This is a genomic window from Halorhabdus sp. BNX81 (assembly GCF_029229925.1).
Lineage (GTDB): Archaea > Halobacteriota > Halobacteria > Halobacteriales > Haloarculaceae > Halorhabdus.
This window is the reverse complement of the sequence record NZ_CP107254.1, coordinates 816,631-842,686: the sequence shown is the minus strand read 5'-3', so window position 1 is coordinate 842,686 and position 26,056 is coordinate 816,631. Positions and strand designations below refer to the sequence as shown.

Sequence of the window (26,056 nt, the reverse complement as noted above, 5' to 3'; positions counted from 1 at the left end):
AGGAAGGTTGTGCTCCCGGGGCTCCCGGCCGCCGAATCAGTCCCTGCCTGTCAATCTCAGGCGACTCGGTTCCGCAACGATTCGAGGTCGCCGTCGGACAGAACCGTCTCGACGTTCGGCGCGACGATGTCCGCCAGTCGCTCGTAGTACTCCGGCGTATGACCGGAGACGTGGGGCGTGATGAGGACGTTCTCGAAGTCCCACAGCGGATGGTCGTTCGGCAGTGGTTCGGGGTCAGTCACGTCCAGGGCTGCGCCGCGGAGGTGGTTCTGACGGAGTGCGGAGAGGAGTGCGTCCGTGTCCACGATCGGTCCCCGGGCGACGTTAACGAGTACCGCCGAGGGCGGCAGGGTCTGGAGTTCGTCACGGCCGATGAGTCCGCGCGTCTCCTCGGTCAGCGGACTGGCGACAGCGACGTACTCAGCGTCGACGAGGGCCTCGTGGATCTCGTCGAGTCCGTAGACCTCATCGGTCGGCCCCCCTTTTTCCGGACTGTAGCGCACGCCAACCGTCGTCACGTCGAAACCGGACAGTCGTTCGACGATGGTTCGTCCGATCGCGCCCATCCCGACGATGGCGACCCGACTCCCGGAGAGCTCCGAGGACTGGAAATGCCGCCACTCGTGGCGTTGCTGTTGGCGACGGGCGCGTGTGAAATTCCTGGCGAAGTGAAGGAACGCGCCGACGACGTGCTCGGCGATGTTCGGACCGTGAACACCGGCGGCGTTGGTGACGGCAATGTCCCGCTCGGCAAGCGTCTCCAGGGGCAAATGCTCGTAGCCGGCGTACATACAGGCGAATAGTTCCAGCGCCTCGGCCCGGTCGAGTAGCGCCTCGCGAAAGTGCCCACCCGAGACGACTGGCGCGTCGGTGACGGCCGCCCGCTCCTCGGCCGGCGTCCGGGCCGCTCGAACAGTGACGTCGTCGGAGAGGCGCTGGCGAAGCGCCTCGGCGTATGCGACGCCCGGAATCCCGTGGGGTTTCTCACGTAACACGAGAACGTCGGGATCCTCACTGTGCACGCTGTCCCCTCCGTTGACTGCCAGTGGCAGCGTCAGCCATGCTCGATCACAGGGTCCCAGCGCCCAAAAGAGTCGTGGCCGGCAACGCTGATCGGGTGTGTGAGCAGTTCCGTGCACATTCCCGGAAGATACGGCCAAGCGCGCGCTATCGGGGGATTAAACAGTCATGAACGGTCCGAACGAACGGCAGTATATACAATCGTACCCACGAGAGAGAAGCGTGAAATGGATGCCCCAGTGTCGGTTCTGGTCGTCGAGGACGATCCGGATTTGCGGTGTCTCCACCGCCTCTGGCTTGCCGAAGACTACGACGTCACCGCGGTCGCCGACGGCGAGTCCGCACTCGAAGCGGCTGTCGAGACCGTCGACGTCGTCCTGCTGGATCGGGACCTCCCGGGGCTTGACGGTGACGATGTCGCTCGGCGACTCAACGCCGACGGGTTTCAGGGGTTGATCGCCATGGTGACCGGCCGGGAACCCGATCCATCCATCGCGACACTGCCGATCGACGAGTACGTCACGAAACCGGTCGAGGCGGCCGAGCTCCGGGCCGTCGTCGATCGGTTGGCCGCTCGACAGCAGGTTCCTCCAGCGGTCCGGACGCTGTTCGGATCGCTCACACGACGCGCTCGCCTGGAATCGTCGCTTGGCTGCCGGCCAGCCGACAGCGACGCGTTCGCGGAACTCACCCGACGGATAGACGACCAGTGGGCGACTGTCAGACGGGACACGTCGCGGGCACAGCTGGCCTCGATGGCGGCGGACTGTCTGCCGCCGGTCCTCAGCGGTGACCGCCCACTCGAGGTCGCGCCACTGGTCGAGCAATGAGAGAGCGGCCACGGCGAACCCAGGACAAGACCTTTAAGAGGCACCGGATCACGGTTGCGGTATGGAGCGGACAGACGTGGCAGTCGTGGGCGGTGGCCCGGGCGGTGCAGCAGCGGCTCGACAGGCGGCAGCGGCTGGGGCCGACGTCACGCTCTTCGAGAAGGGCGTCCCACGGGCTGACAGAGACGGGCTTGGACCTGACTCGACAGACGCCGCAGGTATTCTCGACTACTGGGTCGACATCATGGACGAAGACCCCTCGGAGATCCCCGAGGACGTCATCCTCAGCGAGCTCGACGGGGCAACCTTCCATGGACCCACTGAATCGTTGACAATCACTGAGACCGGGCTTGATGGATCCTACGACAGCTTTGGGTTTACAGTGCACCGAGCCCGATTCGATGACTGGCTTCGACAACGAGCCGAGGATGCGGGAGCCGACTATCGCGTCGGGACCAGTGTGACCGATGTCGAAACCGATCTCTCGGGATCCGCGCCGACGCACACGCTGTCGCTGGCCGGCGGCGATGCGATCGAGGCCGATGCGCTGGTTCTCGCGGACGGTCCCCAGCGGACCGTGACCCTCGACGCTCTCGATCAGTTCCTCCCGGACGACGAACACGCGGGGAAGTATCTCTCTCCGGATCGAGCAAATCACATCGCCTATCAGGAACACCGACGCATGCCCGAGGAGTTGTTCACCCCGGACCACATCGAGTTCTGGTGGGGCGTCATGCCCGGCCACACGGCCTATCCCTGGATCTTCCCGAACGATGACAACGTCGCCAGGATCGGCCTGACGATGCCCATCGGGATGGACATCGACGACGTTGCCGACCGGGAGTCCTACGCGTTGCTCGACCCGGACGACGAGAGTATTCCGCCGGGCCGCGTCTACATCCGTCGACTCCTCGAAACGGAGTTCCCCGACTACGACCTCGAGGACTTCCCGATCGTCGAAGACCGTGGCAAACAATCCGGCACCGAAGCCTACCCGATCTCCTCGACACGGCCGGTGGAGTCGCCGACCGGGGCGAACATCGCGGTCGTCGGCGGGGCGATGGGCGGCACCTCCGCGTTCCACGAAGGTGGCGATCACGTCGCCATTCGGACGGGGAAGATCGCCGGCGACCTCGCTGCTAGCGATGCTCTCGGTCGGTACAACGCTGCCTGGAAAGACGCGCTCGGTCCCGAAATGCGCCGGAACGTCACGTTCGCCGAACTGGTTCGTGGCATGCAGCCGGCGGACTGGGACCGGAACTTCCGGACGATTCGACGGATGCTCGAAAGCGGGGGGTCACGCAAGCGACAGGCGATCGCGGCGGGGACCAACGGGATCGGCGTCTATCTCCGGTACCGACGCAAGCGGTGGGCGTATCGCGGTGATCGATACGTCCAGCTTCCGGAGTCGAAATACACAGTTTGAGGCGAAATCAGTTCCTCCGATCGCCACCACGACGTCGATGGGCAAGTCCCCGCGGCGTTCAGACGCAACATCCATACCCCATGGGGGCGCTGTAGGAGGTGTGCGCATCGAAACGCCGTCGATGAGCGCTGTCGACGCGCTCACAGATCGCTGGGTGGAACTCGCCGAGGGCCAGCGGACCTACGGTTCCCACCTCGCCGCAGACTCGAACAGAGCCGGAGTTCGCGAGTCGATCAGTCGCCACGTCGTAACCGGCCGCATCCGGGTCGCCCGCGCGGACGACCGTATCGTCGGCTTCGTGATGTTCACGATCGAGTCGGACACGCTCGAACGGACAGTCACACGCGGCCTCGTCGAGAACCTCTACGTCGTTTCCGACCGGCGGGGTGAGAGCATCGGGACGCAACTTCTCGAAGTGGCCGAAGCGACACTGCGTGAGGAAGGCGCAACTGTCGTCGTGCTCGATGTCCTGGCCGACAACGAGGCTGCCCGGGAATTCTACCGATCCCATGGGTACGAACCACATCGCGTGACCGTCGAGAAGTCGATCGAAAGCGATACGCACTCAAAGGGGCAGGAATAACTACCGACTGCGCCAGGGGAGCTTGGGTGGTTCAAGCACTCGACTTGTAATCGAGAATGCGTGGGTTCAAATCCCACCCCTGGCTTAGATTGGAACGCTCAGAGCCAGAAAACCCCCAACGCGTCCCGGTATTTCTGGATTTTGGAAGGAGGCGGATGATTCCTCGAGATGTGTACGGATTCGAGCATCGAAATCCTCTCTCGAAACAGCGGTACCACAGTCGCGGTCCTTGAGAAAACAGCTTGGATTATTCAACCGGTTCTAGTTCTTGCTCTTCGAGGTCCGGGATCGGATACGTCCCGACGGGATAATCATAGTCGTCGGGATCACCACCGGTACGCTCGGCTATAAATTCCGGAAGGCGAATATCCAGATTCGGGATGTGCTCTCCCTCTTCGTTGCTTTCTACGGGCGGTGATTCACGTTGTGCCATCGTTCAAATCTCTCGATTAGGGGGCCGTGATTCTGCTTGACGTATTCGAGACGGTATCGCGGCGATCCGATATCCTTACGATAGTCAGAGAAGTCCATCACCAAACATCCCGCCACCACCTCGAAGATCGTCGGGGTCTTTCCCATAGTTGTCTCTTTCTTTGTGGACAAACGCTACCGTTCCACCTTGGTCCATTCCCACTATACCCTGGTTGCCTTCGTATTTGTTCTTCAAATTCCGCCATTGGGACGTGTCTTCCAACCCACAGGCGACAACGATCACGAAGGGGTAGTTATCCAGATATCCTTCAATCTGCCCCCTGAGCTCTCTTTTCGCTTTACTGTTCGAGAGATTTCGCTTCATCTCGATTCCAACAGTGTCGTCAACGGCAATGTCAGCCCGTGACTGGCCGTGTTCACGATCAACCACATAGTCACGGCTTGGGCCCAACTCTATTCCCATCGGACCTTGATCCTCGCTGTCGTTTAGCTCAACGTCTAAGAACTCTTGAAGCTCATTCTGAAACTTGCTTTCGTGGTCGTATGCTTTCGACGGCACCCAGTACTCGACGATACCTAACACGTCCTCGAACAGTTGTTGATCCCCGCCGATCATTGTGATCACCAGAGTAGCCCGGATCAGAGACAAGCGTGCGGACCCGTGAACTTAGCCGTTCCACAGTGAGGCACGCATCTCCGAACAGTCCATGCTCCGGATCTACCGACTAGTCAAATGTAGTTGCCTTATGCATTTTCTAGTTCTACTTATATTTCTCCGGTTTTACTGCCAGTAGTTTTCACGTCCGAGAGGTCAACTTCGCGTCGCTCTACTGCCGTCTATGACATGCGAACGTGCCGAGAACGATATTCAACCTGCGAATTTCCTCAAGTTATGGCTGATTGACGACATTCGGAGCCAACACCAGGGGCAGGGTGTCAAGGGCAGCAGACCCTCGCTCAATACCCGGTCCCCAGATAAGTGTGGACAGCGTCGCCGGATTCGAGTTCGTCGACGAACGCGATCGCGAAGTCCGCCATCGAGATGTAGCTGTCGCCGTCCTCGTCGGCGACGAGTTCACCCTCGGCAGTCCGGTATTCGCCGGTCCGCTCGCCGGGTTCGATCAGGGCGGCGGGCGCGACGTACGTCCACGCGAGATCCTGGGTCTCCGCGAGTCGGTCGTAGGCGTCGATCGCTGCCCGGGCAACGGGTTCCCATTCCTCGGGGAACTCCTCGGTCTCGACGAGTCGCGTCTCCGGGCCGACATGCAGCCCACCAGCGCCACCCGTCCAGACGAGTCGCTCGACTGAGGCGCGTCCCATTCCGTCGACGACGGCGTCCATCATGTCGACGAGCACGTCCGGTGGCGTGTCCTCGTCGGGACCGAGCGCGGACGCGACGGCGTCGTGGCCGGTCGCGAGTTTCGCAACGTCGTCGGGATCGGTCGCGTCGCCCGCGACGGCGACGAACGACGGGTCGTCGATTCCTCCCGTGTCGCCGCTCCGGGAGACGCCCGTGACGGCGTGGCCGCGGTCGAGCAGTTCCGTCGCGATTCGTTGTCCGATCCGCCCGCTTGCGCCGAGAAGTAAGACGTCCATGATGTAGGAGACATATACTTCAGGGAGTGCCATAGCGTTTCTGCCTCGGTGAATTGCTTTCCGGTTCCCGGGAAGGCACTTCGCCGACGGTCGATGCTTTTTGTTTCTACCGACACTACCCCCCAGACATGAGCAACCTCGTCGACGCGGTCGACGGCATCGTCCACGAACCGACGCAAGTGCATGAAGACGGGGGCGTCGATCTCACAGTGACGGAAATCTACACCGTCGACGTCCCGGGACGGGTCGACTTCGGCGGTGGCGAACTACAACCGGCGGACCTGGACCCTTATCCCCGAGTTTGGCGCGACGAGGACGACGACTACCAGTGGTGGCATCTCGACGCGGGAACCTATCTGATCGAGTACAACGAATCCCTCTCGGGGACGGCACTGCTCCAGCCACGGACCGAGATCGTCGAACGTGGGGCGAGCCATCCGACGCTCCAGGTTGCGGAACTGCCGCGCGTACCGCTCACAGTCGGCGGGGCCGGACTCCGACTCAAGGAGAACGCGCGAGTCTCGACGCTGCTGCCCCGGTGAAGAAGTAGAAGAAAACCCTACCGTCGTCCCGCCCTCACGCCGACGAGCGGGTCACTCGATGTGGCCTTCGCGTCGCAGCTGGTCGGCGTCCTGGTTGTCGTAGCGCCATTCGATGGTCGCCTTCTCGTCTTGCCAGTCCCACGGCTCGGCGATGACGACGTCGTCCTCTTCGATCCAGACGCGGTACTTCATGCGACCGGGGATCCGACCCATTCGGGTCTCGCCGTCCGCACACCGCAACCGGACGTGATTCCCACCGAGGTGTTCGGTCACGACCGCGAACACTTCGTTGCTATCGGGCATGCGGAGGTTCCGTCGCCCTGATTCTTCACTCATACCGTCCCTAGGGACGGGGCACGATTAAGTGATCCGCGATTCCCGGTATCGTGTGACATGCGGCGGGGCTAGCGATAACGGTCAATCGATTCCGGAAACTACTGGACGATCGGACGTGAGAACCCGGTACGTGTGTTGATCAGCCACTACTTCGAGTGGGCGGACGTCATTACCGGCGGCCACGCCCAGTCGGTCCAAAACCAGCGGAAGATGCTCGACGCCCGCGACATCGAGTACACGACCGAACCCGTCCTGGACGCCGACATCCTCCACCTCAACAACATGGGGCCGCGATCGATCTACTACGCGAAGCGGGCTCAGCGCGCGGATGTCCCGGTCGTGGTTCATGCCCACCAGACAGCCGAGGACTTCCGGGAGAGTTTCGCCTTCTCGAACGCGCTTGCCCGACCGATGCGCCCCTATCTCGAGTACGCCTACTCACTGGCAGATCACCTGATCTGTCCCTCCGAGCACAACCGGGACGTGATCGAGACCTACACCGACACGCCGACGACGGTCCTCTCGAACGGCTTCGACCCCGACCGACTGACCGGTTTCGAATCGCTTCGCGAAGAATACCTGAATCGGTACGACCTCGACCCGCCGGTCGTCTTTACCGTCGGCCACGTCATCCCACGGAAGGGATTGGAAGCGTTCGTCGAGACGGCCCGCGCCATGCCGGATCTCGACTTCGCGTGGTTCGGCTATCTGAACCCGACCGGCGGCGGGCCCGTGGATCGACTCCTTCGGTCCAGCGAGACGACGCGGCTCGTCGAGAACGCCCCCGAGAACTGCACCTTTACCGGCTACGTCGAGGACATCCGCGGCGGGTTTGCGGCCGGCGACATCTTCTTTTTCCCGACCAAAAACGAAAACGAAGGGATGGCGCTACTGGAGGCGATGGCGTGTGGCCGCCCGCCGGTCGTCCGGGACATCCCGACCTTCGAGTGGCTCGAGGACGGCGAGGACTGCCTGAAATCGTCCGAGGACTTCAGCGAACCGCTCGACCGGTTGCGCGATCCGGAACTGCGCGAGCGACTTGGCCAACGCGCCGCCGAGCGGAGCGAGGCCTTCACACTCGACACCATCGGTGATGATCTCGTCGACCTCTATCGGCAGGTTCTGTCGAGCTGAATTCTATTGACAACTTCGGCGGCGAACAACAAGCCGGGAGCGTGTTGGGGTGTATCACGACTCACAGAGTTGGCTTACGTCTGGAAAACATATTGTGGGTATGAACTACGATCAGGCACTCGACCGCGCCTACGATTCGCTTCCTGAGCGGCCTGCAGACGGTGACGAGCGGCTGTCCGTTCCGGATCCCGAGGCCCAGACTGACGGGGCGTTCACTCGCCTCACGAACCTCCGGGACATCGCCGATGCCCTCTCGCGGGAGGCCGAACACCTCCATCGCTCGATCCAGCGTGATCTCGGGACCAGCGGCCAGTTCGACGAGAACCGCGCCCGATACAACGGGTCGTTCGACGCCGGTGACTTCGACGCCGCAATCGACCGATACGTCACGGAGTTCGTCACGTGTTCGGAATGTGGGCTCCCGGACACGGTCCTGACGACCGAAGACGGTATCGAAATGCTCCGATGCCAGGCCTGCGGGGCCTTCCGGCCGGTCGAGACTGGGACCACGTCAAACAGCGCACAGCGAGACCGTCCCACGGTCGAGGAAGGCAAAACCTACGAAGTCGAGATCGTTGGCACCGGCCGAAAGGGAGACGGTGTCGCCGAGAAGGGCAACTACACTATTTTCGTCCCCGGCGCACAGGAGGGCGACGTCGTTTCGGCCTATATCGAATCGATCAACGGCCATCTGGCGTTCGCACAGCTGGCGTAGGCCATTCTCTCGAAAATGATTCAAACCACCACCGTAGTGGCAACGCTTTCAGATACGTCCTACCATGCAATCCAGCCCGTCACGCAAGCTGGATGTCGTCGATCTCGAAGTGACGGCCAGCAAGTCGGCGGGCGAGTTCGATCGTCCGCCCCTCTGTGCCGATCGCTGCGCCGGTGTCCGCCTCGTCGACATCGGCGAAAGCGACGCGTTTCTCGTCGCGCTCCTCGATCGTGACGTCGTAGACCGCGGCCGGCGCGAGTGCGTTGGCGACGAACCCCTCCGGAGTGGGGGCATCCTCGACCAGCGTGACGTCCCGACCCAAGCGGTCCTCGATCCGGGCGACCGTCTCGCCGTCCCGACCGATCGCCTTGCCGACCTCGCCGGCCTTGACGACGAAGGCGATCCGGTCGTACTCGTCGTCGATAAGACAGTCCCGGATAGTCACGTCGGCGATCTCCTCGGCGGTGACGATCGCCCGGCGCTCGTCGTCCGACAGCGAGATCGTCACGGGTTAGTCGGCCGCGCCGCCGCCGGTGTGACTGCCCATCCGGAGGTTGACGTCGCCGGTGCCGAGTTTGATCGGCTTGCCGACGATGACGTTCTCCGTGACGCCGTTCAGCGCGTCGATCTCGCCGTGGATGGCGGCGTCCAGCAGGTGAGAGACGGTAACCTCGAAGGCCGCCCGGGCGAGCACGGAGTCCTTGCTGCCGGAGATGCCGTGGCGGCCGATCGACTCGATGACCCCGTTGTTGGTCATGATGTCGGCGACGAGCATCAGGTGCCGGACGTTCACGTCGTCGAGACCCTGTTCCTCGAGGGTGTTCATCGTCTCCTCGATGATCGACTCGCGTGCGGCCTCGACCCCGAGGTTGCTGTAGATCTCGTGGATGTTGTTACACGTTGTCCGGGAGGCGTCGACCCCCTCGATCCCGAGGACGTCGCCGAAGGCCGACCCCTCGGTGTAGAGGACGAACTCCTCGTCGTTCTCGTGGTCCTCGTCCATCTCCTCCTTGCGGATGACGACCCGGGAGACTTCCTCGATCCCTTTGAAGACGATCTCGCGTAACTCCTCGACCAGCTGGAGGAGATCCCGGTAGGACGGTTCCTCGGGACCGAACTGGATGACCGTCTCCTTGCGCTGGGTTTCGACGCCCAGCTGGGACTCGATCGTGGCGGCAATCTCCTCGGCGACGCTCTCGACGCTGTCGGCCGTCGGCCAGCGCTCCTCGAGCGTGTCGGGATTGAGATCGACCTGAACGAGCATGTCCGCGACGTTCGTCGAGACGTCGCCCAGCGCGAGGATGCGCGTCGCCTCGATCTTCCAGACGACCTCGTGGGCGCGCTCGCGCTCGGTGGCGTACTCGCCGTCCAGATGGACGGTCATCATCGGCGTGTCGGGCTCCTTGCGGGCGTCGACCAGCTCGATGAGCCGCGGTAGCCCCTGGGTGACGTCGATCTCGGCGACACCCGCATAGTGGAAGGTGTTCATCGTCATCTGGGTGCCGGGTTCCCCGATCGACTGGGCCGAAACCGTCCCGACGGGGTCGAGCGGATCGACGCGCGTGTCGAGATAGCGCGACTCGACGGCCTTGGCGATGTCGTCGGCCTGCTCGACCGTGACGCCGTCGCGGTCCTCGATGGCCTCGTAGACGCGAGTTTTCAGCCGGCGCGGCAGGTCCGTGTCCTCGACGACGGCCGCGATGTCCGTGTCGACGGCCGCATAGCGGTTCATCGGATCGTATTCGGTTGGCGTGTCTGTCATGGTAACCACCTCAGTCTCCGGCCTCCGCGTGCCACCACTCGTCCGCGTGTTCCGAGAGGTTGGTCGGACTCGCCTCGCGCTCGAGGAACGTCGCCTTCTCGCTTTCATCGTCGAACTCGGCCTCGACGATCCGCTCGGTGATCGCCTCGACGTCGATGTCGAAGTCCTCGTTCGAAGAGACGTCCACCGGCGAGGTGCCGTCCTCGCCGAACTCGAACTGGACGACGGTGTCGCTGGTGTCCCGGACGGTGCCGTCGTACTGAGTTTCCAGTTCGGAGAGGGCGTTGATCAGCCGACGCTGGAGGTACCCGGACTTGGAGGTCCGGACTGCCGTGTCGACCAGGCCCTCGCGGCCACCCATCGCGTGGAAGAAGAACTCCTTCGGGCCGAGGCCCTCACGATAGGAGTGCTCGACGAAGCCGTGGGCCTCCGCCGAGAGGTCGTTCTCTTCGAAGTGGCTGAGCGTGCGGTCCTCGTAGCCACGGTTGATCCGCTCGCCGCGGACTGCCTGCTGGCCGACACACCCGGCCATCTGGGTCAGGTTCAGCATCGACCCACGCGCCCCGGAGTCGGCCATCACCACTGCCGGGTTGTCCTCGGCGAAGTGGTCCTCGGCGATGTCACCCGCGCTGTCACGGGCCTGGCCGAGCGTCTGCATGATCTTCATCTCCAGGGTCTCGTCGACCGTCCGACCCGGGAGCGATTCGAGATCGCCCTGTTCGTAGGTCTCGATGAGTTCCTGGACGCGGTCGTAGGCGCTGCCGATTGCCTCCTCGACCTGCTCCTGGGCTGCCGGCGGGATCGACTCGTCGTCGATGCCGATCGAGAACCCGAAGTGCATGATCGTCCGGACCGCGAGCGTCGAGACCTCATTGATGAAGATCCGCGCCCGCGTCTTGTCGTAGACCTTCGCGATCGTGTCGACGATCTCGCCGCCGAAGGCCCCGACTGCGCTGTCGTCGATCGTCCCTTCGAGCAACTGGCCGTCCTCGATGACGACGTCGTCGCCGGCCTCGCTCGTGAATTCGAGGTCGAGGTCGTCCGGCAACAGTTCCGAGAAGATCGACCGACCCGTCCAGTAGGCCCGGCCATCTTCCTCTCCATCAGGTTCGGGCAACTCGTCGACGTTCGTCGCCCGCAGGAGGTCCAGGGCCTGGGTCTCGTTGAAGTGGGGGTTCTGGTGGGTCAGCAGGTACACCGACGTGATGTGGTCCTGGATCGCCCCGATGATGTTCTCGCCGAAGCGCGGCGAGAGCATCTGTTCCTGGACGCGCATGAGGACGCGAGCCTCGGCACGGGCCTCCTCGTTCTGGAGGGCGTGCATGTTCATCTCGTCGCCGTCGAAGTCGGCGTTGTACGGCGGACAGACGACGGTGTTCAGCCGGAACGTCTTGTAGGGCATCACCACGACCTCGTGGGCCATGATTGACATCCGGTGGAGACTCGGCTGGCGGTTGAAGATCACGATGTCGCCGTCGAGCAGGTGGCGAGCCACTTCCCAGCCCGGCTCGACCTTCTCGGCGAGCTCCTCGCAGTTCTTCTCGGTCACCTTGAGCCGCCGACCGTCCGGCCGGCGGACGTAGTTCGCACCCGGATGCGCTTCGGGCCCGTTGGAGACGTACTGGCGGGCCTCCGCGAGGTTGCGCTCGTTGACGTTCATCGTCTGGGTCATCTCGCTTGCGACCCGGTCGGGCACCCCGACCTCGTTGAGGCTCAGGGTCGGGTCCGGCGAGATGACGGTCCGCGCCGAGAAGTTCACGCGCTTCCCGGAGAGACTGCCACGGAAGCGTCCTTCCTTGCCCTTCAGTCGCTGGGAGAGGGTCTTCAGCGGCCGCCCCGAGCGGTGTCGCGCCGGCGGCGTCCCACTGATCTCGTTGTCCATGAACGTGGTGACGTGGTACTGCAGCAGTTCCCAGAGGTCCTCGATGATCAGCTGGGGCGCGCCGGCCTCGCGGTTCTCCATGAACCGCTGGTTGATCCGGATGATGTCCACCAGCTTGTGGGTGAGGTCGTCCTCGCTCCGCTGGCCGTTGTCCAACGTGATCGAGGGACGGGCCGTCACCGGCGGCACCGGCAGGACGGTGAGGATCATCCACTCCGGCCGCGAGGTTTCGGGGTTGACCCCGATCGCCTCGAGGTCGTCGTCCGGGATCTCCTCGAACCAGTCCCGGATGTCGCTGGGCATCAGCTTGTCCATGTCCTCCTCGAGGAGGAACGACGACGGACTCTCGATGTCGAGCTCGTCGCCGAGATGCTCCTCGAGGTCGTTGAACCGATGGAGCGCGCTGCCGATCTCCTGGAGCGCGGGGATGTCGTTGCGGTCCGGGCGGTAGGTGTCCGAGAGCAGTTCCCGGATCCGACCGGCGTCGAACCCACCGTCAGTCGCCTCTTCGAGTTCGTCGGGCGTGACTGGCTCACCTTCCGGCGGGTCCATCGCCATGCTGAGCCGCTCGGCGAGCTCGGCGTGGGGGACCTCGATGATCTCGTAGTACGTCGTCGGTTTCTCGTGTTTGACGTCGAATTGCTTTTCGCCGCAGTGGGGACACCGGCTGGCCGAGCGGGCCTGCCGGATCGCCGACTTGAGGACGTCCGAAGGGTCGTTCGAGAGTTCTCGCGCCCGCCGGAGTTCCTCCTTGAACTCGCGTTTCTTGTCCTCGGCAGCGGCCGAAGCTGCTTCGAGATCGACGTTGCCGTCGCCATCAGTGTACTTCGAGCCGTCGACGGCCGTCAGCCGGGAGCATTCCCGACAGGTTCCGCGCAGCAATCGGCGAATGAGCTTCGAGAAGCCGACGTGGATGACGGGAGCGGCGAGTTCGATATGGCCGAAGTGGCCGTTACACGATCCCGAGTGTTTGCCACAGGTCTTACACTCCAGGCCGGGGTCGATCACGCCGAGTCGCGGGTCCATCAGCCCCATGTCGATGGGGAAGCCGTCGTCGTCGTAGGTGTCGGCCGTGATGACCTTCGTGGCACTCATATCGCGGTACTCCTCGGGGTTCATCAGCCCGAAGCTGAGACGCCCGATCGACTTGGGTGATTGTCCTGTGCTCATGTTAGACTGCGTCCTCCAGTTCGATCCGCGGAGCAATACCCAGGGCCTTCATCTCGTCTAAGAGGAGTTTGAAGGCGTAACTCATCTCGACCTCGTGGACGTCTGTCTCCTCGTCGCAGTTGGGGCAATACACCCGCCGTTGATCGACGTTCTCGACGGCGGTCATCCCACACTGCCCACAGACGTGGATCCACTCCTGGTCTGACTCGTCGAGCAAGCGCTCCTTGAGCGTGAGTGCGGCCCCGTGCCCGATGAAGACGTCACGTTCCATCTCCCCGATCCGGAGACCACCCTCACGGGCACGCCCCTCGGTCGGCTGGCGGGTCAGCACCTGGACCGGCCCACGCGAGCGGGCGTGGATCTTGTTCGAGACCATGTGGTAGAGCTTCTGATAGAAGATGTTCCCGACGAAGATCTCGGCCTCGATCTTCTCGCCCGTGATGCCCGAGTACATGACCTCCTTGCCCGAGGAGTCAAAGCCGTGGTCCTCCAGAGAGTCCCGGAGGTCCTCCTCGTCCTCGCCCGTGAAGGCCGTGCCGTCGACGCGTCGGCCTTCGAGTGCACCGACCTTCCCGCCGATCATCTCCAGAATGTGCCCGACGGTCATCCGCGAGGGCAAGGCGTGGGGATTGATGATGAGGTCCGGGACGACGCCCTGCTCGGTGAAGGGCATGTCCTGCTGGGGAGCGATGTGGCCGACGATCCCCTTCTGGCCGTGCCGTGAGGCGAACTTGTCTCCCAGTTCCGGGATCCGCTCGTCGCGGACCTTGACCTTCGAGAGTTTCGAGCCGTCCTCGCCCTCCATGAGGGTGACCGTGTCGACGACCCCGCTCTCGCCGGATCGCATGGTGACGCTCGTCTCGCGTCGCTTCTGGGGGGAGAGCCCACCCATGTCGTCAGGTTCTTCGAGGAACCGTGGGGGGGAAGTCTTCCCGAGCAGGACGGCGTTCTCGCCGACCTTCGTCTCGGGGTTGACGAGGCCGTCCTCGTCGAGATGCGTATAGGCGTCCTCGCCGCGTGCGCCCCGAACCTCGTCGTCGGGGATCTCGAAGCGATCCTCCTGACCGCCGGGGTAGCGGCGTTCCTCGCCCTCGTAGGTCCGGAAGAAGTGCGAGCGGGCGAGCGCACGCTCGACCGACCCCTTGTTCATGACGAGGGCGTCCTCGATGTTGAACCCCTCGTAGCTCATTACGGCGACCGTGAAGTTCTGGGCCGCCGGACGGTCGTCGTACCCGATCTGTTCGGTGGTCTGGGTCTTGACCATCGACAGCTGGGGGTAATGCAGCAGGTGCTGGCGCGTGTCCGGGCGTACCCGATAGTTCGCGCTTGGCAGCCCCAGACTCTGCTTGATCATCCCCGAACCCATGGTAATCCGCGGGCTGGCGTTGTGCTCGGGGTAGGGGATCATCCCTGCACCGATCCCGAAGATGAGCTGCGGGTCGACTTCGAGATGGGTGTGTTTCTCGGTGAGTTCGTCCGTATCGACGGCAACGAGGATGTCCTCTTCCTCCTCGGCGTCGATGAACTCGACGAACCCGCGTTCGACAAGCTCCTCGAAGGTGAGTTCGCCGTTCTCGATCGCGGCGTACTCCTCCTCGGAGATCAGCGGTTCGCCGTCCTCGACGACCAGCAACGGGCGACGTGCCCGGCCGGCGTCGGCGTTGATGATGACTTCGCCGGTGCGCGGTTTCACCGAGACGTTGACCATCTCGCTGATCTCGCCGCGTCGGCGGGCTCTCCGTACCTGATCGGCGAGCTGGTTCGGTTCGGGATGGGTCCCGACGAGACTTCCGTTGACGTAGACTTTGGCGTCGCGTCCCTGACTCATGTTAATCGTCCGCGGGCTGTTGTGCGGCTGTCTCGATGGCGGGGATGCCCTCGACCCCCATCTCAGCGAGCGTCTGTTTGAGTTCCCGTTCGTCCTCGACGTGCTGGGAGAGTTCCATCGCCTGCGCGAAATTCTTCACCAGCCCACAGTTGGGCCCCTCGGGCGTCTCGGAGGGACAGATCCGGCCCCACTGCGTGGCGTGGAGGTCACGCGCTTCGAAGTGTGGCTGTGACCGACTCAGCGGCGAGCGCAGCCGGCGCAGGTGGGAAAGCACACCCATGAAGTCGGTCCGGTCGACCAGCTGGCTCACGCCGGAGCGCCCGCCGACCCAGTTGCCGGTCGCGATCGGGTGTTCGAGCCGTTCGGTCAGCACGTCCGACCGGACGACCGTCGAGACGGACAGTTGGCGGTTGCGCATGTTGGCGCGTTCGAGCTGGTATTTCACGTCGCGTGCCAACTTGTTCAGCGCCGTCCGGAAGAGGTCCCGCATGAGGTCCCCGGAGACTTTCAGGCGCTTGTTGGCGTAGTGGTCCTTGTCGTCTGACTCCCGGCGGTCGAGTGCGAGTTCGAAACACGCCTCGGCCATCCGACAGAGGTAGTAGGCCTTGTTGATCCGGACTTCCTCCTCGTCGACGCCCTCCTCGTGGAGGTGTGGCAGGAGGTACCGGTCGATGACGTAGTTCGCCCGCTTGAGCTGGTAGTTTTTGCCCTGTCCGGAGGCGACGCGCTGACCCAGCGTCTCGATGGCTTCCTCCTGGGTCTGGACTTCGGCAGCCTCCAGGTTTTCGAGCATGAACTTCACGATCTCGGGATCGTCACTGACCTGGTGGACGATCTCCTCGTCGCTCTCTAAGCCGAGTGCTCGCACGAGCGTGACGAAGTTGACCGACCCCGAAACGCTCGGGAACGAGACTTCGAGCAGGCCGTCCCGGGTGCGTTCGGTCAGCACCAGTGCCCGGTAGCCACGGCGCTGGGAGAAGGTCTTTGCGACCTGGACCTCGTCGCCGTACTTCGTGTCGTATTCGGCGAGGATCTTGTTCGGCGCGAGGTCCTCACTGGTCATCAACACGCGCTCGGAGCCGTTGACGATGAAGTACCCACCGGGGTCGGCGGGGTCCTCGCCGATGTCGATGAGTTCCTCGTCGGAGAAGCCGGCGATGTTACACTTCTGTGAGCCGACCATGATCGGCATCCGGCCGACCTTGGTCTCGGTCTGGTCGACGACCCGCTCTTCCTCTTCCTCGCCGCCCTTGACGATCGCCATTTCCATGAAGACCGGCGCGGCGTAGGTGATGTTCCGGAGGCGGGCTTCCTGGGGGTACAGCAGTTCCTCGCTGCCGTCGGCCTCCCGGACTCGCGGGGTGACGATCCGGACGTCGCCCAACTCGACCCAGACCGGTTCCTCGCCCTCCTTGTCGCCGATGTCGGTTTCGATAGTCGCTTTCTCGTCGACGACTTCCTGCATGCCCCGGTCGAGGAACGCGTTGAACGACCGGAAGTGGTGTTCGGCGAGTCGATCCCTCGAGAAGTACTCCCGTGATATGGTGCGTCGGTTTTCCGTGTCCATGTTATTCCACGACGAGTCGATAAACGACCGCAGTGTCGGTTGTTCGTGAATCCCGGGCGATCTCGATGACGTCCCCGACTTCCGCCTCCGACGGCAGGGCCGGATCCGCGCGCTTGATCTTCGGGAGATCTGTCCGTTTGATGTCGTATTCCCCAAGCACGTCCTCGAGTTCGCCGTCGTCGAGGATGGTGTGCTCCGGGACGAGTTCATGTTGGCTTACATCTACCATGTGTGGTGTGGCTGTATCGACTGGAGAAGGCTGTTCGAGATACTACAGGCGACTACTACTGGGAGGCATTTAACGCTTGTCAAAAAGCCCGGCAACAGCTATCGACGTGCGGGCGACCAGTACCCGTGTGTTGGGTAACCATGGATAAATGTGTTCTGGTCGGTGCCAAACGGAATTGAGACCGCAGATCACGACAGATCGCCCCACGGCATCCGTCCGCAGTCCGGATCTGTTTGGAAAGCCTTAATAATGGCACCCCGATACGGAGTAGTGTAGCAGGCCCGGATGGTGTAGTGGCCCATCATACGACCCTGTCACGGTCGTGACGCGGGTTCAAATCCCGCTCCGGGCGTCTTCTACTGCGAACAAGTCGTCGAGCACCGCGTAGCGTGTGCTCGACACCCGTGAGCAGTGAAACAACCTCAGAAGGGATTTGAACCCTGCCAGTCGCGCGCAACGGAGTGAGCACGTCTGGCTTCGGTTCACAATCCCGCTCCGGACGCTTCTGCAAATTCGAAGCGACGAGCGGCGCGTTTCATCGCGCCGCGTCCCGAATTTGCTGTGCGTCTATGAGGGATTTGAACACGAACAGTCGCAGCCCCGGAACGCCGAACGAAGTGAGGCCGCACGCCCGGAACGTCTGTGAACGGGTTCAAATCCCGGAAGACGCGGAGCGTCTTCCGACCTTCGCGGCGACGATGTCGCCGTTCAGTCCCGCTCCGGGCGACCTTTTATCGAACTCAACCCACAAGCGAGGCGTCTCATCGCCGACGATTCGGGGCCGAGCAACGAAACGATGATCGACAAGGGTCCAGCCGCGTCTACTCGTCCATGCTGGCAGCCTGTGCGCGGATCTCGTCGAGGGTCGTGCCGTCATAGGAGTTCTCCAGCAGGGCGACGAGTGCGGCGACGCCGAGCGCCTGTCTGACGTCTGTATCCAGATCGGTATCGGGAGAGGGAGCGTCCGTAAGATCGCCAAGCGTGTCGTCGTCGATGTCCAGGATCTCGTGGAGGTCCAGTTCGTCGACGTCGGTGAGATGGGAGAAGTCCGCGAGGCCGGCCTGAACGTCCGTGAGAAGTTCTTCGTGGTAGGCCACCTCGGGGTCGAGTGGTCGTGCCCCGTGACGAACCCCCTGGAGATACTGGATCGACGACCGCCGTAAGAACCCGTCACGGGAAGACTCCGCGAAACTGAGCCGTTCGCCACACCGATCGCAATAGCGGGCGTCGTCCTCGGCGTCTGCACCACAGTACGGACACTCGATCATGGGGACTGGTTCGACCCTCCCCGTCAATTGCCTTTCGCCGATATGGAGTTCAGTACTCGTCTAGTGTGGTGACGTCAGCTCTTCTTTCAACAGCAAGAAAGCCCCAGCCGGCTACGCTCCCGGGCCTCGCTGCGCGCGCTCGCTTCGCTACGCGTGCTTACGTCGGCCGGGTTCGCGTAGCCGGCTGCCCCTTTCAGTCCCACCCCACGTAGTAAACCACGACGGGCGGGACTGAAAGGGGCGTGTCGTTCGACGAGCGAGACGATGCAAGCACCACAGCGAAAGTAGTGAGCGAGGAGCGCAGCGAGTCGCAGCCGTCGAACGACACGGGGCTTTCTTGCTGTTCTCAGTCTGTTTCCCAGCCACTCCTGGGAGGCTTACAGGATTGGATACAGACAATGCTAGGCGAGAAGGGTTTTGTATCGCGGCCCGAAACGCTCGGCATGGACCAGCCGGACGAACCCAGCGGCGAACTCCCGGGCATGCTCGCCGAGGAGTATTTACAGCGCGAGGCAGGGGTGCGGGCACTGCTTGACGATCTCGATCGACAGGCGCTCGAAGGCGAACACGAGGCGGTGCGCGAACGGATTCGAGGGCTTGCCGAGACCGACCAGGGCGTCTTCTTCACGATCGCACTGAGCCTGACTGGCTCGGCGCAGTTCTTCGGCGACGTCGAGGCCCAGCTTGACGTGACGGCCGCCGATCGGCTCCGGGACCTCGCCGACTCCTATCCCGCCTTGGAGCAGCCGTTCAGCATCGTCAGGCGCGAACAGGCCCACGACCGACAAAATCCGGTGACTGGACTCCAGACGACGACCAGCTATCATGCCGAAGAGGAGTTGCCGCTGATCCGTTACACCGTCTCCTCTGGATCGGTGGATCTCTACGAAGGATGTGAATCACCGGAGGAGATTCTCGGCGTCGCCACGCAGTTCGTCCAGTCGACGGCCGACTCACTCGACGCGGCACTCGACGAAGAGTTCTCCGTGAATACCGAGGAGTTGAGCAACCTCATCGACCGCCGGGAAGAGCTCGAATCCGAACTCGACCGGCTGCGCGACCAGATCGACGAACTCCGCCGCCGGCCGATCGGTGACGAGTGAGCGGTCGGCTTCGTCTCGTCGGTAACGGGGGAAATCTACGGCGGTCTCACGCGGCCGACATCTGGAGCGGTCGAGGACCACCACGGGATTTACCCGGCTCCAGACGGAACCCCCGATATGGCCCTGGACCTCCGGGTCGAAGCCCAGAGCGTCGGTCCGACTCGACTCACGACCGCTGTCGAACAGGCACTCACACCAGCGACGCGTGACGCGCAGGACGGGAAGGCGTTTTTCTCGGAATCGTTCGTCCGGCGTCACACGGACTTCGAAAGCGTCGAGGAGTTGTGCCGGGCGTGTCCAGCCGAGCGCGACACTATCGGGGGCCTCCAGGCCATAAGCGCGGACGAGCGCGACGCGTTCGTCGCCGCGCGGACCGACTTCGAAACGTGGTCGGCGATGAAAGATGCGGCGGCGACCTCGGACCTCGTCACGTTGCTCGCCTGACTACCCCGCACCGAGCACGGCGGCCAGCAGGCGATAGAGCGCGAAACTGATCGCCGCGCCGCCGACCATCGACCCCACCCACGCGCCGACCGTGTAGCCGGTCTTTCTGAGTGAGATCCCATCCGAACTCGACGAGCCACCGACGAGGCCGGCACCGACGATGCTCGAGATCATCACCTTGTTGAACGAGATGGGAAAGCCCAGCACGATCGCGGCCTGGGCGATCAGGAACGCCGGGACGAACGCGGCGATCGATCGCTTTGGCCCCAGCGAGGCGTACTCGCGGGCGACCGCCTGGATGAGTCGCGGCGACCGGACCCACCCGCCGACCAGGATGCCGAACCCGCCGAAGGCCAGCAGGGCCAGGCCCGGCAGCCCGAGCGCCGAGGAGAACACCGGTTCCAGCGGTCCCGTCGCGAGGCCGACCTGCGTCCCGCCGCTGGTGAAGACGACGACGAGTGCGAGCGCGATCAGGATCCGGTTGATCCCCCGGGTGACGTCCGCGAGGAGTTGCCAGTAGGTCACCGCGAGGACGGCAAGCGCCAGTACGAGGCTGAAGAGGACGGCAACGATCGCCTCGCCGCCAAATAGTCCCGTAAGCCCGCCGAGTCGGTGGGTGAGCCAGCCGGCGATCGAGCCCTGCGGGCCCGCCGGCGTCGGGACGAACGACAGCTGGACGTTGGCCAGCGCGTAGCCGACCCCGCCCATGAGCAGCGGTACGCTGATCGCGTCCGGGACCCGGTCGCCGAGCAGGACCCGGGCGAGTCCGTACGCCATGACGCCCTCGACGATCGGGATCGCGAACCAGAACCCCAGAATCTTTGCGTACGTGCCCAGCGCGAACCCGCCCCCGAGGGCCACGCCCGCGCCGACGGCCGCCCCGCTCACGGTGAACGCCGAGGGGATGGGGTAGCCGTAGGAGTTGCCGATCGTGATCAGGGTGGCCGCCGTCAGCAGCGTCGCGGCGGCCGCCAGTGGCGTGATCGAGACGCCCGTGACCAGGCCGTGGCCGATCGTCTCGGAGATGCTACCGCCCTGTGCGATCGCGCCGAGACCGGCGACGATGCCGACGAGCAGCGCGCCCCTGAGCGTCGAGAGTGCGTTCGCCCCGACGGCGGGGGCGATCGGCGCGGAGTTGCTGTTGGCGCCGACGGTGAAGGCCATGAACAGCGACGTGACCAGCGCAACGACGACGATGCCGATGCCGGCCGCCATCGTCAGAGGGGGCGTCCATGACCACTTGCCAGTTCGTGATTCCGACGCGCCTCGTATCGCGAACGCATCCCTGTCATCGCTATGGTCGATCGCGCGTACATCGCGGCGACGTAAGTGTACTGCGGGATCGCGCCGTCGGCTCGAACGACAGGAGCCGCCCGGGATCGGGAGCGCCGACCACGGCCGGTCAATGATCCGGCGATCCGTCGACCACGCACCGCTGAGGCCACGTCACAGTTCCGCAAGCAGGCGATCGACATCCTCGGCCGTGTTGAATCCGTGAACCGAGGCCCGTACAGCGTCGGGGTAGGGCAATGAACGAACGACGGCGCCAGCCTCGGCCAGCCGTTCGACCGTCGCCTCGGGATCGTCGGCGTCGAACGTGACAAGCCCGGACTCGTACGTTCGAGGACTGATGAGCCGCTCGCCGAGTCCCGCCTTCAGCCGGTCAGTCAGTCGTTCGATCCGTGTCTGAACAGTTTCCATCCCGATCGATTCCAGCAGGTCGATCGCCGCGGCGAGGCCGACGTGCGGGGCTGGCGAGGCCGTCCCGAGTTCGAATCGCGGTGCGCCGGTCTTGTACTCGTAGGACGTAGCCCCGGACTCCTCGACACTCCGGTAGCCGATCCCCCGCGGCGCAAGTGCGTCGATCGCCTCGGGCGCGACATAGAGGAAGCCAGCACCCCAGGGGCCGAGCAGCCACTTGTGGCCCGACCCGGCGACGAAGTCCGCGTCCCAGGCCTCGAAGTCGACGGGGCGCTGGCCCGGCGACTGGACGGCGTCGATCAATACTCGCGCCCCAGCGTCGTGGGCGATATCGACTGCCTCCTCGACCGGCAACCGGGTACCGTGACTCCAGGTGAGAGAACTCATCGCCAGCAGTCGAGCGTTTTCAACGGCAGTCGCGAGTTCGTCGCGGTCGATTCGCCCGTCGGTGGTTTCGAGCGTCCGGACTTCGATCCCGTGGAGATCGGCCATGCGATCGAACGGGAGGACGCCGGCGGGATGCTCAAGATCGGTTCTGACGACAACGTCGCCGGGTTGCCACTCGATCGACGAGACGATCAGGTTGATGCCGTGGACCGTGCTCGACGTGAGGGCGATCGTCTCCGGCGAAACGCCAAGGAAGGGAGCGATGGTTTCGCGGGCCGCCTCGTAGCTGTCCCAGGCGTGCGGATAGATTCCCTCGTCGATCGGGGCCTCGAAATTGTGGTACTCGATCCAGTCCGTCGTCGCTTCGACGACTGACCGCGGGGCGGGGCTGCTCGCACCGGTGTTCAGGTACGCGATCTCTTCGAGGACAGGAATGTCGTCCCGGAGTGCGTCGAGGTCCATATCGGACGGTGGGGCGGACGCTACGTGAATCCACGGAACGGGGCGAGTTGGGGCTGTTCGGAAACGGCTTCGCCAACAGAGCTGTCCGGAATAACTGGACACGCCACCGTAGGTCAGCGTGCCCATCCTCACCGAACCGTGGCGGTTGTCGTGTGTGGTGGCTACGCCTCGGGACCGCTACTGCGTTCTGCAGTCTCACTCCCGCCCGAAGAGGACACCCACAGACTGATGTCATAGGACGGAGTGACACCGACGGTCATCGTATCGCCGAAAACGACTGCCGGCTGGCCATCGACCGTGCCGGAGGCGGTGCCGGCCCACTGGCCTTGCTCGGTGGCGTCGACGTTGGGCACGTTGGCAAACCCCGAGCCACGGATACTGAGGTTGTCTCGCGGGATAGGGTCACCGCCGTTGTGGGTAATGACGAGCCGTCCGCCATCGTTCCCGACACGGTAGTCCATCGTGGCGTTGATCTGCCGTTGGCCGCCTGCGATGTCTCCATCAAGTCTGACCTGTAGTGACTGCAGTTCTTCTGTCGGTACTGTCCCCTGGGCGAGGACCGCCCGGCCGTTGGTAGTGACGCTGACAGCGTCGGGACTGTCGAAGAATGCCGTGTGTCCGACCGTCGCCCTGACTCGTTCGGCATCGACAGCCGCCGCATTCTCGAAGACGACAGCAGTGCTGACCTCACTCTCTGACTGACCAAGATTGACCGTCGAGCCCGCCATTACCGCATCAGGAACCTGAATTCGATCCGCGTCGGTGTGGATCCGAACCGACGAGCCCGTAGGGAGGGCGTCCACCAGTGCTTGCCCGGCATCGTTTACGTCCTGCAGTCGCGGGATCGCCCCCTCGCTTGTATCGATGAATTCCCGGAGGTTCTGCCTCACGTCGGCACCCTCGTATGAAAGTGAGACGAGGACTGTGCCATCAGCAATGCCGTACGCTTGCACGTCCCCGGCAGCATACACCGAGTAGCCCCGGTGCGTGTCTGTCTCGCTGAATTGGTCGCTAATCCCTCCCGTGGCTGTCTCCGCGTCGAAGGTCCCGGTCATTGCAATCAGCGAGCCGAAACTGTGGATACGTTCAATAGTGTCAACAGGGACCATCGTATCACTACCGAACCCGAATCCGCCATCGATTCGTGGTAAGCCATCACGATGGCTGCGTATCTCGTTGACTCGGGCCGATGTCAACAGGATCGTATCGCCGAAAGCAACCTCACTGGGTGCGAGGAGCCACCGCTCGTAGTCCCCTGTTTCGTCCCCCTTGGCCGCCGAAGTCGTGTGTTCGGTGTCCGTTCCGGTCGGATCGGCTGCGTTGCTGTTGAGCGCGCCACAGCCTGCAAGCCCAGCCAGACCAGCGGCACCGACCACACGAAGCATCCGCCGACGCGACGGCGTTGGTTGTGCCATATCTGTATCCCCATCTGGAGGTTATATATTAGTATCTGTTAGAATGTTACTGAATTATAACTACATTTTTGTGATTGCATTGGAAGGAATGGCCAGTCTGCGATCTGACGCTTCACTGCCACAGCCGGACTCAAAAGTGCCTAGCGAACAGCACGCGCCTCTCGGTTCGGTCCAATACCCGTCGGCCTGTTCGATCATGCCGGACACCCATCCCGACCGGCTCGGCAGCCGCGAGATATGCACACGCTGGCGAGCATCTCGTGTGCATATCGAGAGGAGCGTATTTCTCTACGTGTGAACCCTGGGGGGTTATCTAAGACCAAGCAACTCACCTAAGCATAAATCGGGAGAATAGTCAGATTTGAAATGAGTAATCCTAGTGCGATGATGACATAATCAAACCACCCAAATCTCTCCAGAGGGAATCTGGCTAACCCAAACCGAGAATACCAAAACTGGATAGGATACTTGACAAAAAATACCATGAGAAGGAACAGAAGGTTCAGGACAAAAGAGCCGAACAGCCAAGAAACAAACATCCAGAGTATAGTGAATATGAGCATTCCGAATAAGAACAGCCCGATAATAGACTTAGATTGATATGATTGTCGTTCATCATCTAACTCGGTAAGTTCTGGTGGGATATTTGGACTATTTGACACGGAAGCCAGTTGAGCAACATAGAATAAAAACCAGTCTTTAACATTATCAGTCAATCGCGAATTTGCCCGCTCAGCCTTGACAGCGGCGTTGTATCCCAGAATAGCTAAGTAAAGACTGGCATCATGGAATATCTTCTCATGAAGCAAGAATATCGCAAGGAAGGACAGGGGTACAAATGGTCCAGAAATATATATTGCTGAAATATCCCATCCTAACACACCAATAATGAAAGTGCCTACTGCCAGAAACACATGAATAGAAGAAACGATAGTGATTGTCAATATAAATGGCATAGTCCATTCTAGTAGAGGTTGTGCCGGTGCATGCTGGTTTGAAACTGCCATTTTCCTCAAGAGAGTAAGACCACTCATCAAAATAACAAGTATTGATAAAAATCGATAGCCCGGATCGTTCGTAGATGTTGATAGAACGATTGTTACAATAAATGCAGTAAATGCGATCTCGAAGTCAACCTGTTCGTTTTTCGTCCCGCCAAAGACCGATTTCGGATTGATCCTTTCCATGTTGATCTATGTGAGGTACTTGGAATTGCTGGTCTGGGTTATTCAATATTGCTCTGCTGAATGAACTATCCTCCCACCTGCTACTAACTTTCTTTATTAGTATCTGGATAAATCACACCATACACTCCCCCTCTGTCTTTTACCGTACTAGACAGGTCGCTCAGGTGTGCAGCATTGCAATTGCTGTGGCACCCGACTGAACCGGATCAAAGTCCGGGTGTTTGACTCGACGTATTGTACCGTCTGCGCACCGATTTCCGCCGCTACGGGGGTGAGTGGGTGATGGAAAAGCGGATCGACCTGAACGATGCCTTCGTGAGTCCGTTCTTCGCGCTCGCGAGTGGCGTCCAGGCGAAGCTCTTCGCGCTCGTCCTGTTCGGCTTCGACTCTCGAAGTCGGTCATGGATCGACAATGGGCCGGGCGGTAACAAGAGTGGCCTCGCGGGCGCTCGGTGGCGTCCCGGTCGAACACGGCGCACTCGTCGGGCGGTAACAAGAGTGGACTCGCGGGGGTCACGCGAGGTGCGAGACGTGAGCACCGCGAACGTCTCGCAGTGAGTGTGACCACGCGAGGGAACGAGTGTGTTCGCGCAACGCGCGAACCACGAGTGGACTCGCGGGGACTGAGCGGCGACATCGTCGCCGCGAGGGTCGAAAGGCGGCTCGCCGCCTTTCGGAATTTGAACAATGGAAGACGATCGCCTCGCTGCCTCACTGCGACGCCGTTCGGCCTTCGAGGTCGCTTCGCGACCTCGCATCGCTCGGCGCTGCGACTTCCAGGCTCAAATCCCCGCTCAAGCAATCAGAATTGCATCGCTCGCGAGTTTGCGAGCGACAGTAAACATGGACTCGCGGGGGTCTCGCGAGCGCAGCGAGTGAGACCACGCGAGGGAACGAGTGTGTTCGCGCAACGCGCGAACCACGAGTGGACTCGCGGGGATTTGAACCCCGGGCCTCTTCCTTGCGAAGGAAGCGATCTGCCACTGATCTACGAGCCCGCAACGGGATATCCGTGATACGGATAGTTGAATCCGACG

At 62.5% G+C, this 26,056-nt stretch carries 25 protein-coding genes and 3 tRNA genes; 11 read left to right on the top strand and 17 right to left on the bottom strand.

Translation table 11 applies throughout. The features are described from left to right. Positions 1-56: 56 nt before the first annotated feature. Positions 57-1,022, bottom strand: coding sequence for a D-2-hydroxyacid dehydrogenase (locus HBNXHr_RS04130; RefSeq protein ID WP_275883278.1), 966 nt, complete (start codon positions 1,020-1,022; stop codon positions 57-59). 225 nt (positions 1,023-1,247) lie between these two features. On the opposite strand from HBNXHr_RS04130, the gene HBNXHr_RS04125 reads away from it, so the two are divergent. The 4 genes from HBNXHr_RS04125 to HBNXHr_RS04110 all read left to right on the top strand — a co-directional run bounded on the left by HBNXHr_RS04125 (position 1,248) and on the right by HBNXHr_RS04110 (position 3,944). Beyond that, a complete protein-coding gene (locus tag HBNXHr_RS04125; protein ID WP_275883277.1) occupies positions 1,248-1,850 on the top strand; it encodes a response regulator in 603 nt (200 codons plus the stop codon). A gap of 61 nt (positions 1,851-1,911) precedes the next feature. Beyond that, the gene (locus tag HBNXHr_RS04120; protein WP_275739724.1) at positions 1,912-3,276 is read left to right on the top strand and encodes an NAD(P)/FAD-dependent oxidoreductase; all 1,365 of its coding nucleotides are present in this window, start codon (positions 1,912-1,914) and stop codon (positions 3,274-3,276) included. Between the two features lie 100 nt (positions 3,277-3,376). Next, the gene (locus HBNXHr_RS04115) at positions 3,377-3,859 is read left to right on the top strand and encodes a GNAT family N-acetyltransferase (protein ID WP_345799501.1); all 483 of its coding nucleotides are present in this window, start codon (positions 3,377-3,379) and stop codon (positions 3,857-3,859) included. 11 nt (positions 3,860-3,870) lie between these two features. Then, positions 3,871-3,944, top strand: a tRNA-Thr gene (locus HBNXHr_RS04110). A 162-nt stretch (positions 3,945-4,106) separates the two neighbouring features. Here the strand turns inward: HBNXHr_RS04110 and HBNXHr_RS04105 are convergent. From HBNXHr_RS04105 to HBNXHr_RS04095, 3 genes are all read right to left on the bottom strand, one after another. After that, positions 4,107-4,292 carry a hypothetical protein gene (locus HBNXHr_RS04105; RefSeq protein WP_275883276.1) on the bottom strand — a complete coding sequence of 62 codons (186 nt, stop codon included), beginning with the start codon at positions 4,290-4,292 and terminating at the stop codon, positions 4,107-4,109. An 84-nt stretch (positions 4,293-4,376) separates the two neighbouring features. Further along, positions 4,377-4,907 carry a hypothetical protein gene (locus HBNXHr_RS04100; protein ID WP_275883275.1) on the bottom strand — a complete coding sequence of 177 codons (531 nt, stop codon included), beginning with the start codon at positions 4,905-4,907 and terminating at the stop codon, positions 4,377-4,379. A 341-nt stretch (positions 4,908-5,248) separates the two neighbouring features. Further along, a complete protein-coding gene (locus HBNXHr_RS04095; RefSeq protein ID WP_345893720.1) occupies positions 5,249-5,887 on the bottom strand; it encodes an NAD(P)H-binding protein in 639 nt (212 codons plus the stop codon). A gap of 128 nt (positions 5,888-6,015) precedes the next feature. Here HBNXHr_RS04095 and HBNXHr_RS04090 point away from each other — a divergent pair, with 128 nt between their 5' ends. Continuing rightward, the gene (locus HBNXHr_RS04090) at positions 6,016-6,429 is read left to right on the top strand and encodes a dCTP deaminase (protein WP_275883273.1); all 414 of its coding nucleotides are present in this window, start codon (positions 6,016-6,018) and stop codon (positions 6,427-6,429) included. Positions 6,430-6,480: 51 nt separating this feature from the next. On the opposite strand, the gene eif1A is transcribed toward HBNXHr_RS04090, so the two are convergent. Further along, positions 6,481-6,765, bottom strand: a complete 285-nt coding sequence (eif1A, locus tag HBNXHr_RS04085; RefSeq protein ID WP_275739718.1) for a translation initiation factor eIF-1A — start codon at positions 6,763-6,765, stop codon at positions 6,481-6,483. A 132-nt stretch (positions 6,766-6,897) separates the two neighbouring features. Between eif1A and HBNXHr_RS04080 the strand changes: the two genes are divergently transcribed. Together HBNXHr_RS04080 and HBNXHr_RS04075 are read left to right on the top strand one after the other, a co-directional pair. Beyond that, positions 6,898-7,899: a glycosyltransferase family 4 protein gene (locus HBNXHr_RS04080; protein ID WP_275883272.1), complete on the top strand. Its 1,002-nt coding sequence runs from the start codon at positions 6,898-6,900 to the stop codon at positions 7,897-7,899. A 100-nt stretch (positions 7,900-7,999) separates the two neighbouring features. Beyond that, positions 8,000-8,614: a translation initiation factor IF-2 subunit beta gene (locus tag HBNXHr_RS04075; RefSeq protein ID WP_275883271.1), complete on the top strand. Its 615-nt coding sequence runs from the start codon at positions 8,000-8,002 to the stop codon at positions 8,612-8,614. 79 nt (positions 8,615-8,693) lie between these two features. Here the strand turns inward: HBNXHr_RS04075 and HBNXHr_RS04070 are convergent, their stop codons facing one another. The 6 genes from HBNXHr_RS04070 to HBNXHr_RS04045 are packed head-to-tail and all read right to left on the bottom strand — an operon-like array spanning position 8,694 to position 17,052. Continuing rightward, positions 8,694-9,122 carry a NusA-like transcription termination signal-binding factor gene (locus HBNXHr_RS04070; protein ID WP_275883270.1) on the bottom strand — a complete coding sequence of 143 codons (429 nt, stop codon included), beginning with the start codon at positions 9,120-9,122 and terminating at the stop codon, positions 8,694-8,696. Between the two features lie 3 nt (positions 9,123-9,125). Further along, complete coding sequence (gene rpoA2, locus HBNXHr_RS04065; protein ID WP_345799500.1) at positions 9,126-10,376, bottom strand: DNA-directed RNA polymerase subunit A''; 1,251 nt, start codon at positions 10,374-10,376, stop codon at positions 9,126-9,128. 10 nt (positions 10,377-10,386) lie between these two features. Continuing rightward, on the bottom strand, positions 10,387-13,428 hold the full coding sequence (locus tag HBNXHr_RS04060; RefSeq protein WP_015788546.1) for a DNA-directed RNA polymerase subunit A': 3,042 nt from the start codon (positions 13,426-13,428) through the stop codon (positions 10,387-10,389). Between the two features lies 1 nt (position 13,429). Next, positions 13,430-15,256 (bottom strand): DNA-directed RNA polymerase subunit B, encoded by a 1,827-nt coding sequence (gene rpoB, locus HBNXHr_RS04055; protein WP_275739709.1) that lies wholly within the window; start codon positions 15,254-15,256, stop codon positions 13,430-13,432. Position 15,257: 1 nt separating this feature from the next. Continuing rightward, positions 15,258-16,823, bottom strand: coding sequence for a DNA-directed RNA polymerase subunit B'' (locus HBNXHr_RS04050; protein ID WP_275739707.1), 1,566 nt, complete (start codon positions 16,821-16,823; stop codon positions 15,258-15,260). Between the two features lies 1 nt (position 16,824). After that, a complete protein-coding gene (locus HBNXHr_RS04045; RefSeq protein WP_275739705.1) occupies positions 16,825-17,052 on the bottom strand; it encodes a DNA-directed RNA polymerase subunit H in 228 nt (75 codons plus the stop codon). A 279-nt stretch (positions 17,053-17,331) separates the two neighbouring features. Between HBNXHr_RS04045 and HBNXHr_RS04040 the strand changes: the two genes are divergently transcribed. Beyond that, positions 17,332-17,404, top strand: a tRNA-Asp gene (locus HBNXHr_RS04040). A gap of 469 nt (positions 17,405-17,873) precedes the next feature. Here HBNXHr_RS04040 and HBNXHr_RS04035 read toward each other — a convergent pair. After that, on the bottom strand, positions 17,874-18,320 hold the full coding sequence (locus HBNXHr_RS04035) for a zinc ribbon domain-containing protein (protein WP_275883269.1): 447 nt from the start codon (positions 18,318-18,320) through the stop codon (positions 17,874-17,876). A gap of 443 nt (positions 18,321-18,763) precedes the next feature. On the opposite strand from HBNXHr_RS04035, the gene HBNXHr_RS04030 reads away from it, so the two are divergent. Further along, positions 18,764-19,423 (top strand): hypothetical protein, encoded by a 660-nt coding sequence (locus HBNXHr_RS04030; RefSeq protein ID WP_275739701.1) that lies wholly within the window; start codon positions 18,764-18,766, stop codon positions 19,421-19,423. A 117-nt stretch (positions 19,424-19,540) separates the two neighbouring features. After that, positions 19,541-19,867, top strand: a complete 327-nt coding sequence (locus HBNXHr_RS04025; RefSeq protein WP_275883268.1) for a hypothetical protein — start codon at positions 19,541-19,543, stop codon at positions 19,865-19,867. Here the strand turns inward: HBNXHr_RS04025 and HBNXHr_RS04020 are convergent, their stop codons facing one another. The 4 genes from HBNXHr_RS04020 to HBNXHr_RS04005 form a co-directional block, all read right to left on the bottom strand. Further along, positions 19,868-21,082 carry an inorganic phosphate transporter gene (locus tag HBNXHr_RS04020; protein WP_275883267.1) on the bottom strand — a complete coding sequence of 405 codons (1,215 nt, stop codon included), beginning with the start codon at positions 21,080-21,082 and terminating at the stop codon, positions 19,868-19,870. 231 nt (positions 21,083-21,313) lie between these two features. After that, complete coding sequence (locus HBNXHr_RS04015) at positions 21,314-22,417, bottom strand: aminotransferase class V-fold PLP-dependent enzyme (RefSeq protein ID WP_275883266.1); 1,104 nt, start codon at positions 22,415-22,417, stop codon at positions 21,314-21,316. Positions 22,418-22,578: 161 nt separating this feature from the next. Continuing rightward, on the bottom strand, positions 22,579-23,832 hold the full coding sequence (locus HBNXHr_RS04010) for a hypothetical protein (protein ID WP_275883265.1): 1,254 nt from the start codon (positions 23,830-23,832) through the stop codon (positions 22,579-22,581). 332 nt (positions 23,833-24,164) lie between these two features. Beyond that, positions 24,165-25,019, bottom strand: a complete 855-nt coding sequence (locus HBNXHr_RS04005; protein WP_275883264.1) for a hypothetical protein — start codon at positions 25,017-25,019, stop codon at positions 24,165-24,167. 282 nt (positions 25,020-25,301) lie between these two features. Here HBNXHr_RS04005 and HBNXHr_RS04000 point away from each other — a divergent pair, with 282 nt between their 5' ends. After that, positions 25,302-25,577, top strand: a complete 276-nt coding sequence (locus tag HBNXHr_RS04000) for a hypothetical protein (RefSeq protein WP_275883263.1) — start codon at positions 25,302-25,304, stop codon at positions 25,575-25,577. A gap of 368 nt (positions 25,578-25,945) precedes the next feature. On the opposite strand, the gene HBNXHr_RS03995 is transcribed toward HBNXHr_RS04000, so the two are convergent. Continuing rightward, positions 25,946-26,017, bottom strand: a tRNA-Ala gene (locus HBNXHr_RS03995). Positions 26,018-26,056: the final 39 nt, after the last annotated feature.

Coding starts and splice junctions, on each gene's coding strand:
- HBNXHr_RS04125 (WP_275883277.1), top strand. CDS start 1,248: ATGGATGCCCCAGTGTCGGTTCTGGTCGTCGAGGACGATCCGGATTTG.
- HBNXHr_RS04120 (WP_275739724.1), top strand. CDS start 1,912: ATGGAGCGGACAGACGTGGCAGTCGTGGGCGGTGGCCCGGGCGGTGCA.
- HBNXHr_RS04105 (WP_275883276.1), bottom strand. CDS start 4,292: ATGGCACAACGTGAATCACCGCCCGTAGAAAGCAACGAAGAGGGAGAG.
- HBNXHr_RS04100 (WP_275883275.1), bottom strand. CDS start 4,907: ATGATCGGCGGGGATCAACAACTGTTCGAGGACGTGTTAGGTATCGTC.
- HBNXHr_RS04095 (WP_345893720.1), bottom strand. CDS start 5,887: ATGGACGTCTTACTTCTCGGCGCAAGCGGGCGGATCGGACAACGAATC.
- HBNXHr_RS04090 (WP_275883273.1), top strand. CDS start 6,016: ATGAGCAACCTCGTCGACGCGGTCGACGGCATCGTCCACGAACCGACG.
- eif1A (WP_275739718.1), bottom strand. CDS start 6,765: ATGAGTGAAGAATCAGGGCGACGGAACCTCCGCATGCCCGATAGCAAC.
- HBNXHr_RS04075 (WP_275883271.1), top strand. CDS start 8,000: ATGAACTACGATCAGGCACTCGACCGCGCCTACGATTCGCTTCCTGAG.
- rpoA2 (WP_345799500.1), bottom strand. CDS start 10,376: ATGACAGACACGCCAACCGAATACGATCCGATGAACCGCTATGCGGCC.
- HBNXHr_RS04060 (WP_015788546.1), bottom strand. CDS start 13,428: ATGAGCACAGGACAATCACCCAAGTCGATCGGGCGTCTCAGCTTCGGG.
- rpoB (WP_275739709.1), bottom strand. CDS start 15,256: ATGAGTCAGGGACGCGACGCCAAAGTCTACGTCAACGGAAGTCTCGTC.
- HBNXHr_RS04050 (WP_275739707.1), bottom strand. CDS start 16,823: ATGGACACGGAAAACCGACGCACCATATCACGGGAGTACTTCTCGAGG.
- HBNXHr_RS04045 (WP_275739705.1), bottom strand. CDS start 17,052: ATGGTAGATGTAAGCCAACATGAACTCGTCCCGGAGCACACCATCCTC.
- HBNXHr_RS04035 (WP_275883269.1), bottom strand. CDS start 18,320: ATGATCGAGTGTCCGTACTGTGGTGCAGACGCCGAGGACGACGCCCGC.
- HBNXHr_RS04030 (WP_275739701.1), top strand. CDS start 18,764: ATGGACCAGCCGGACGAACCCAGCGGCGAACTCCCGGGCATGCTCGCC.
- HBNXHr_RS04025 (WP_275883268.1), top strand. CDS start 19,541: ATGGCCCTGGACCTCCGGGTCGAAGCCCAGAGCGTCGGTCCGACTCGA.
- HBNXHr_RS04020 (WP_275883267.1), bottom strand. CDS start 21,082: ATGGCGGCCGGCATCGGCATCGTCGTCGTTGCGCTGGTCACGTCGCTG.
- HBNXHr_RS04015 (WP_275883266.1), bottom strand. CDS start 22,417: ATGGACCTCGACGCACTCCGGGACGACATTCCTGTCCTCGAAGAGATC.
- HBNXHr_RS04010 (WP_275883265.1), bottom strand. CDS start 23,832: ATGGCACAACCAACGCCGTCGCGTCGGCGGATGCTTCGTGTGGTCGGT.
- HBNXHr_RS04005 (WP_275883264.1), bottom strand. CDS start 25,019: ATGGAAAGGATCAATCCGAAATCGGTCTTTGGCGGGACGAAAAACGAA.
- HBNXHr_RS04000 (WP_275883263.1), top strand. CDS start 25,302: ATGGAAAAGCGGATCGACCTGAACGATGCCTTCGTGAGTCCGTTCTTC.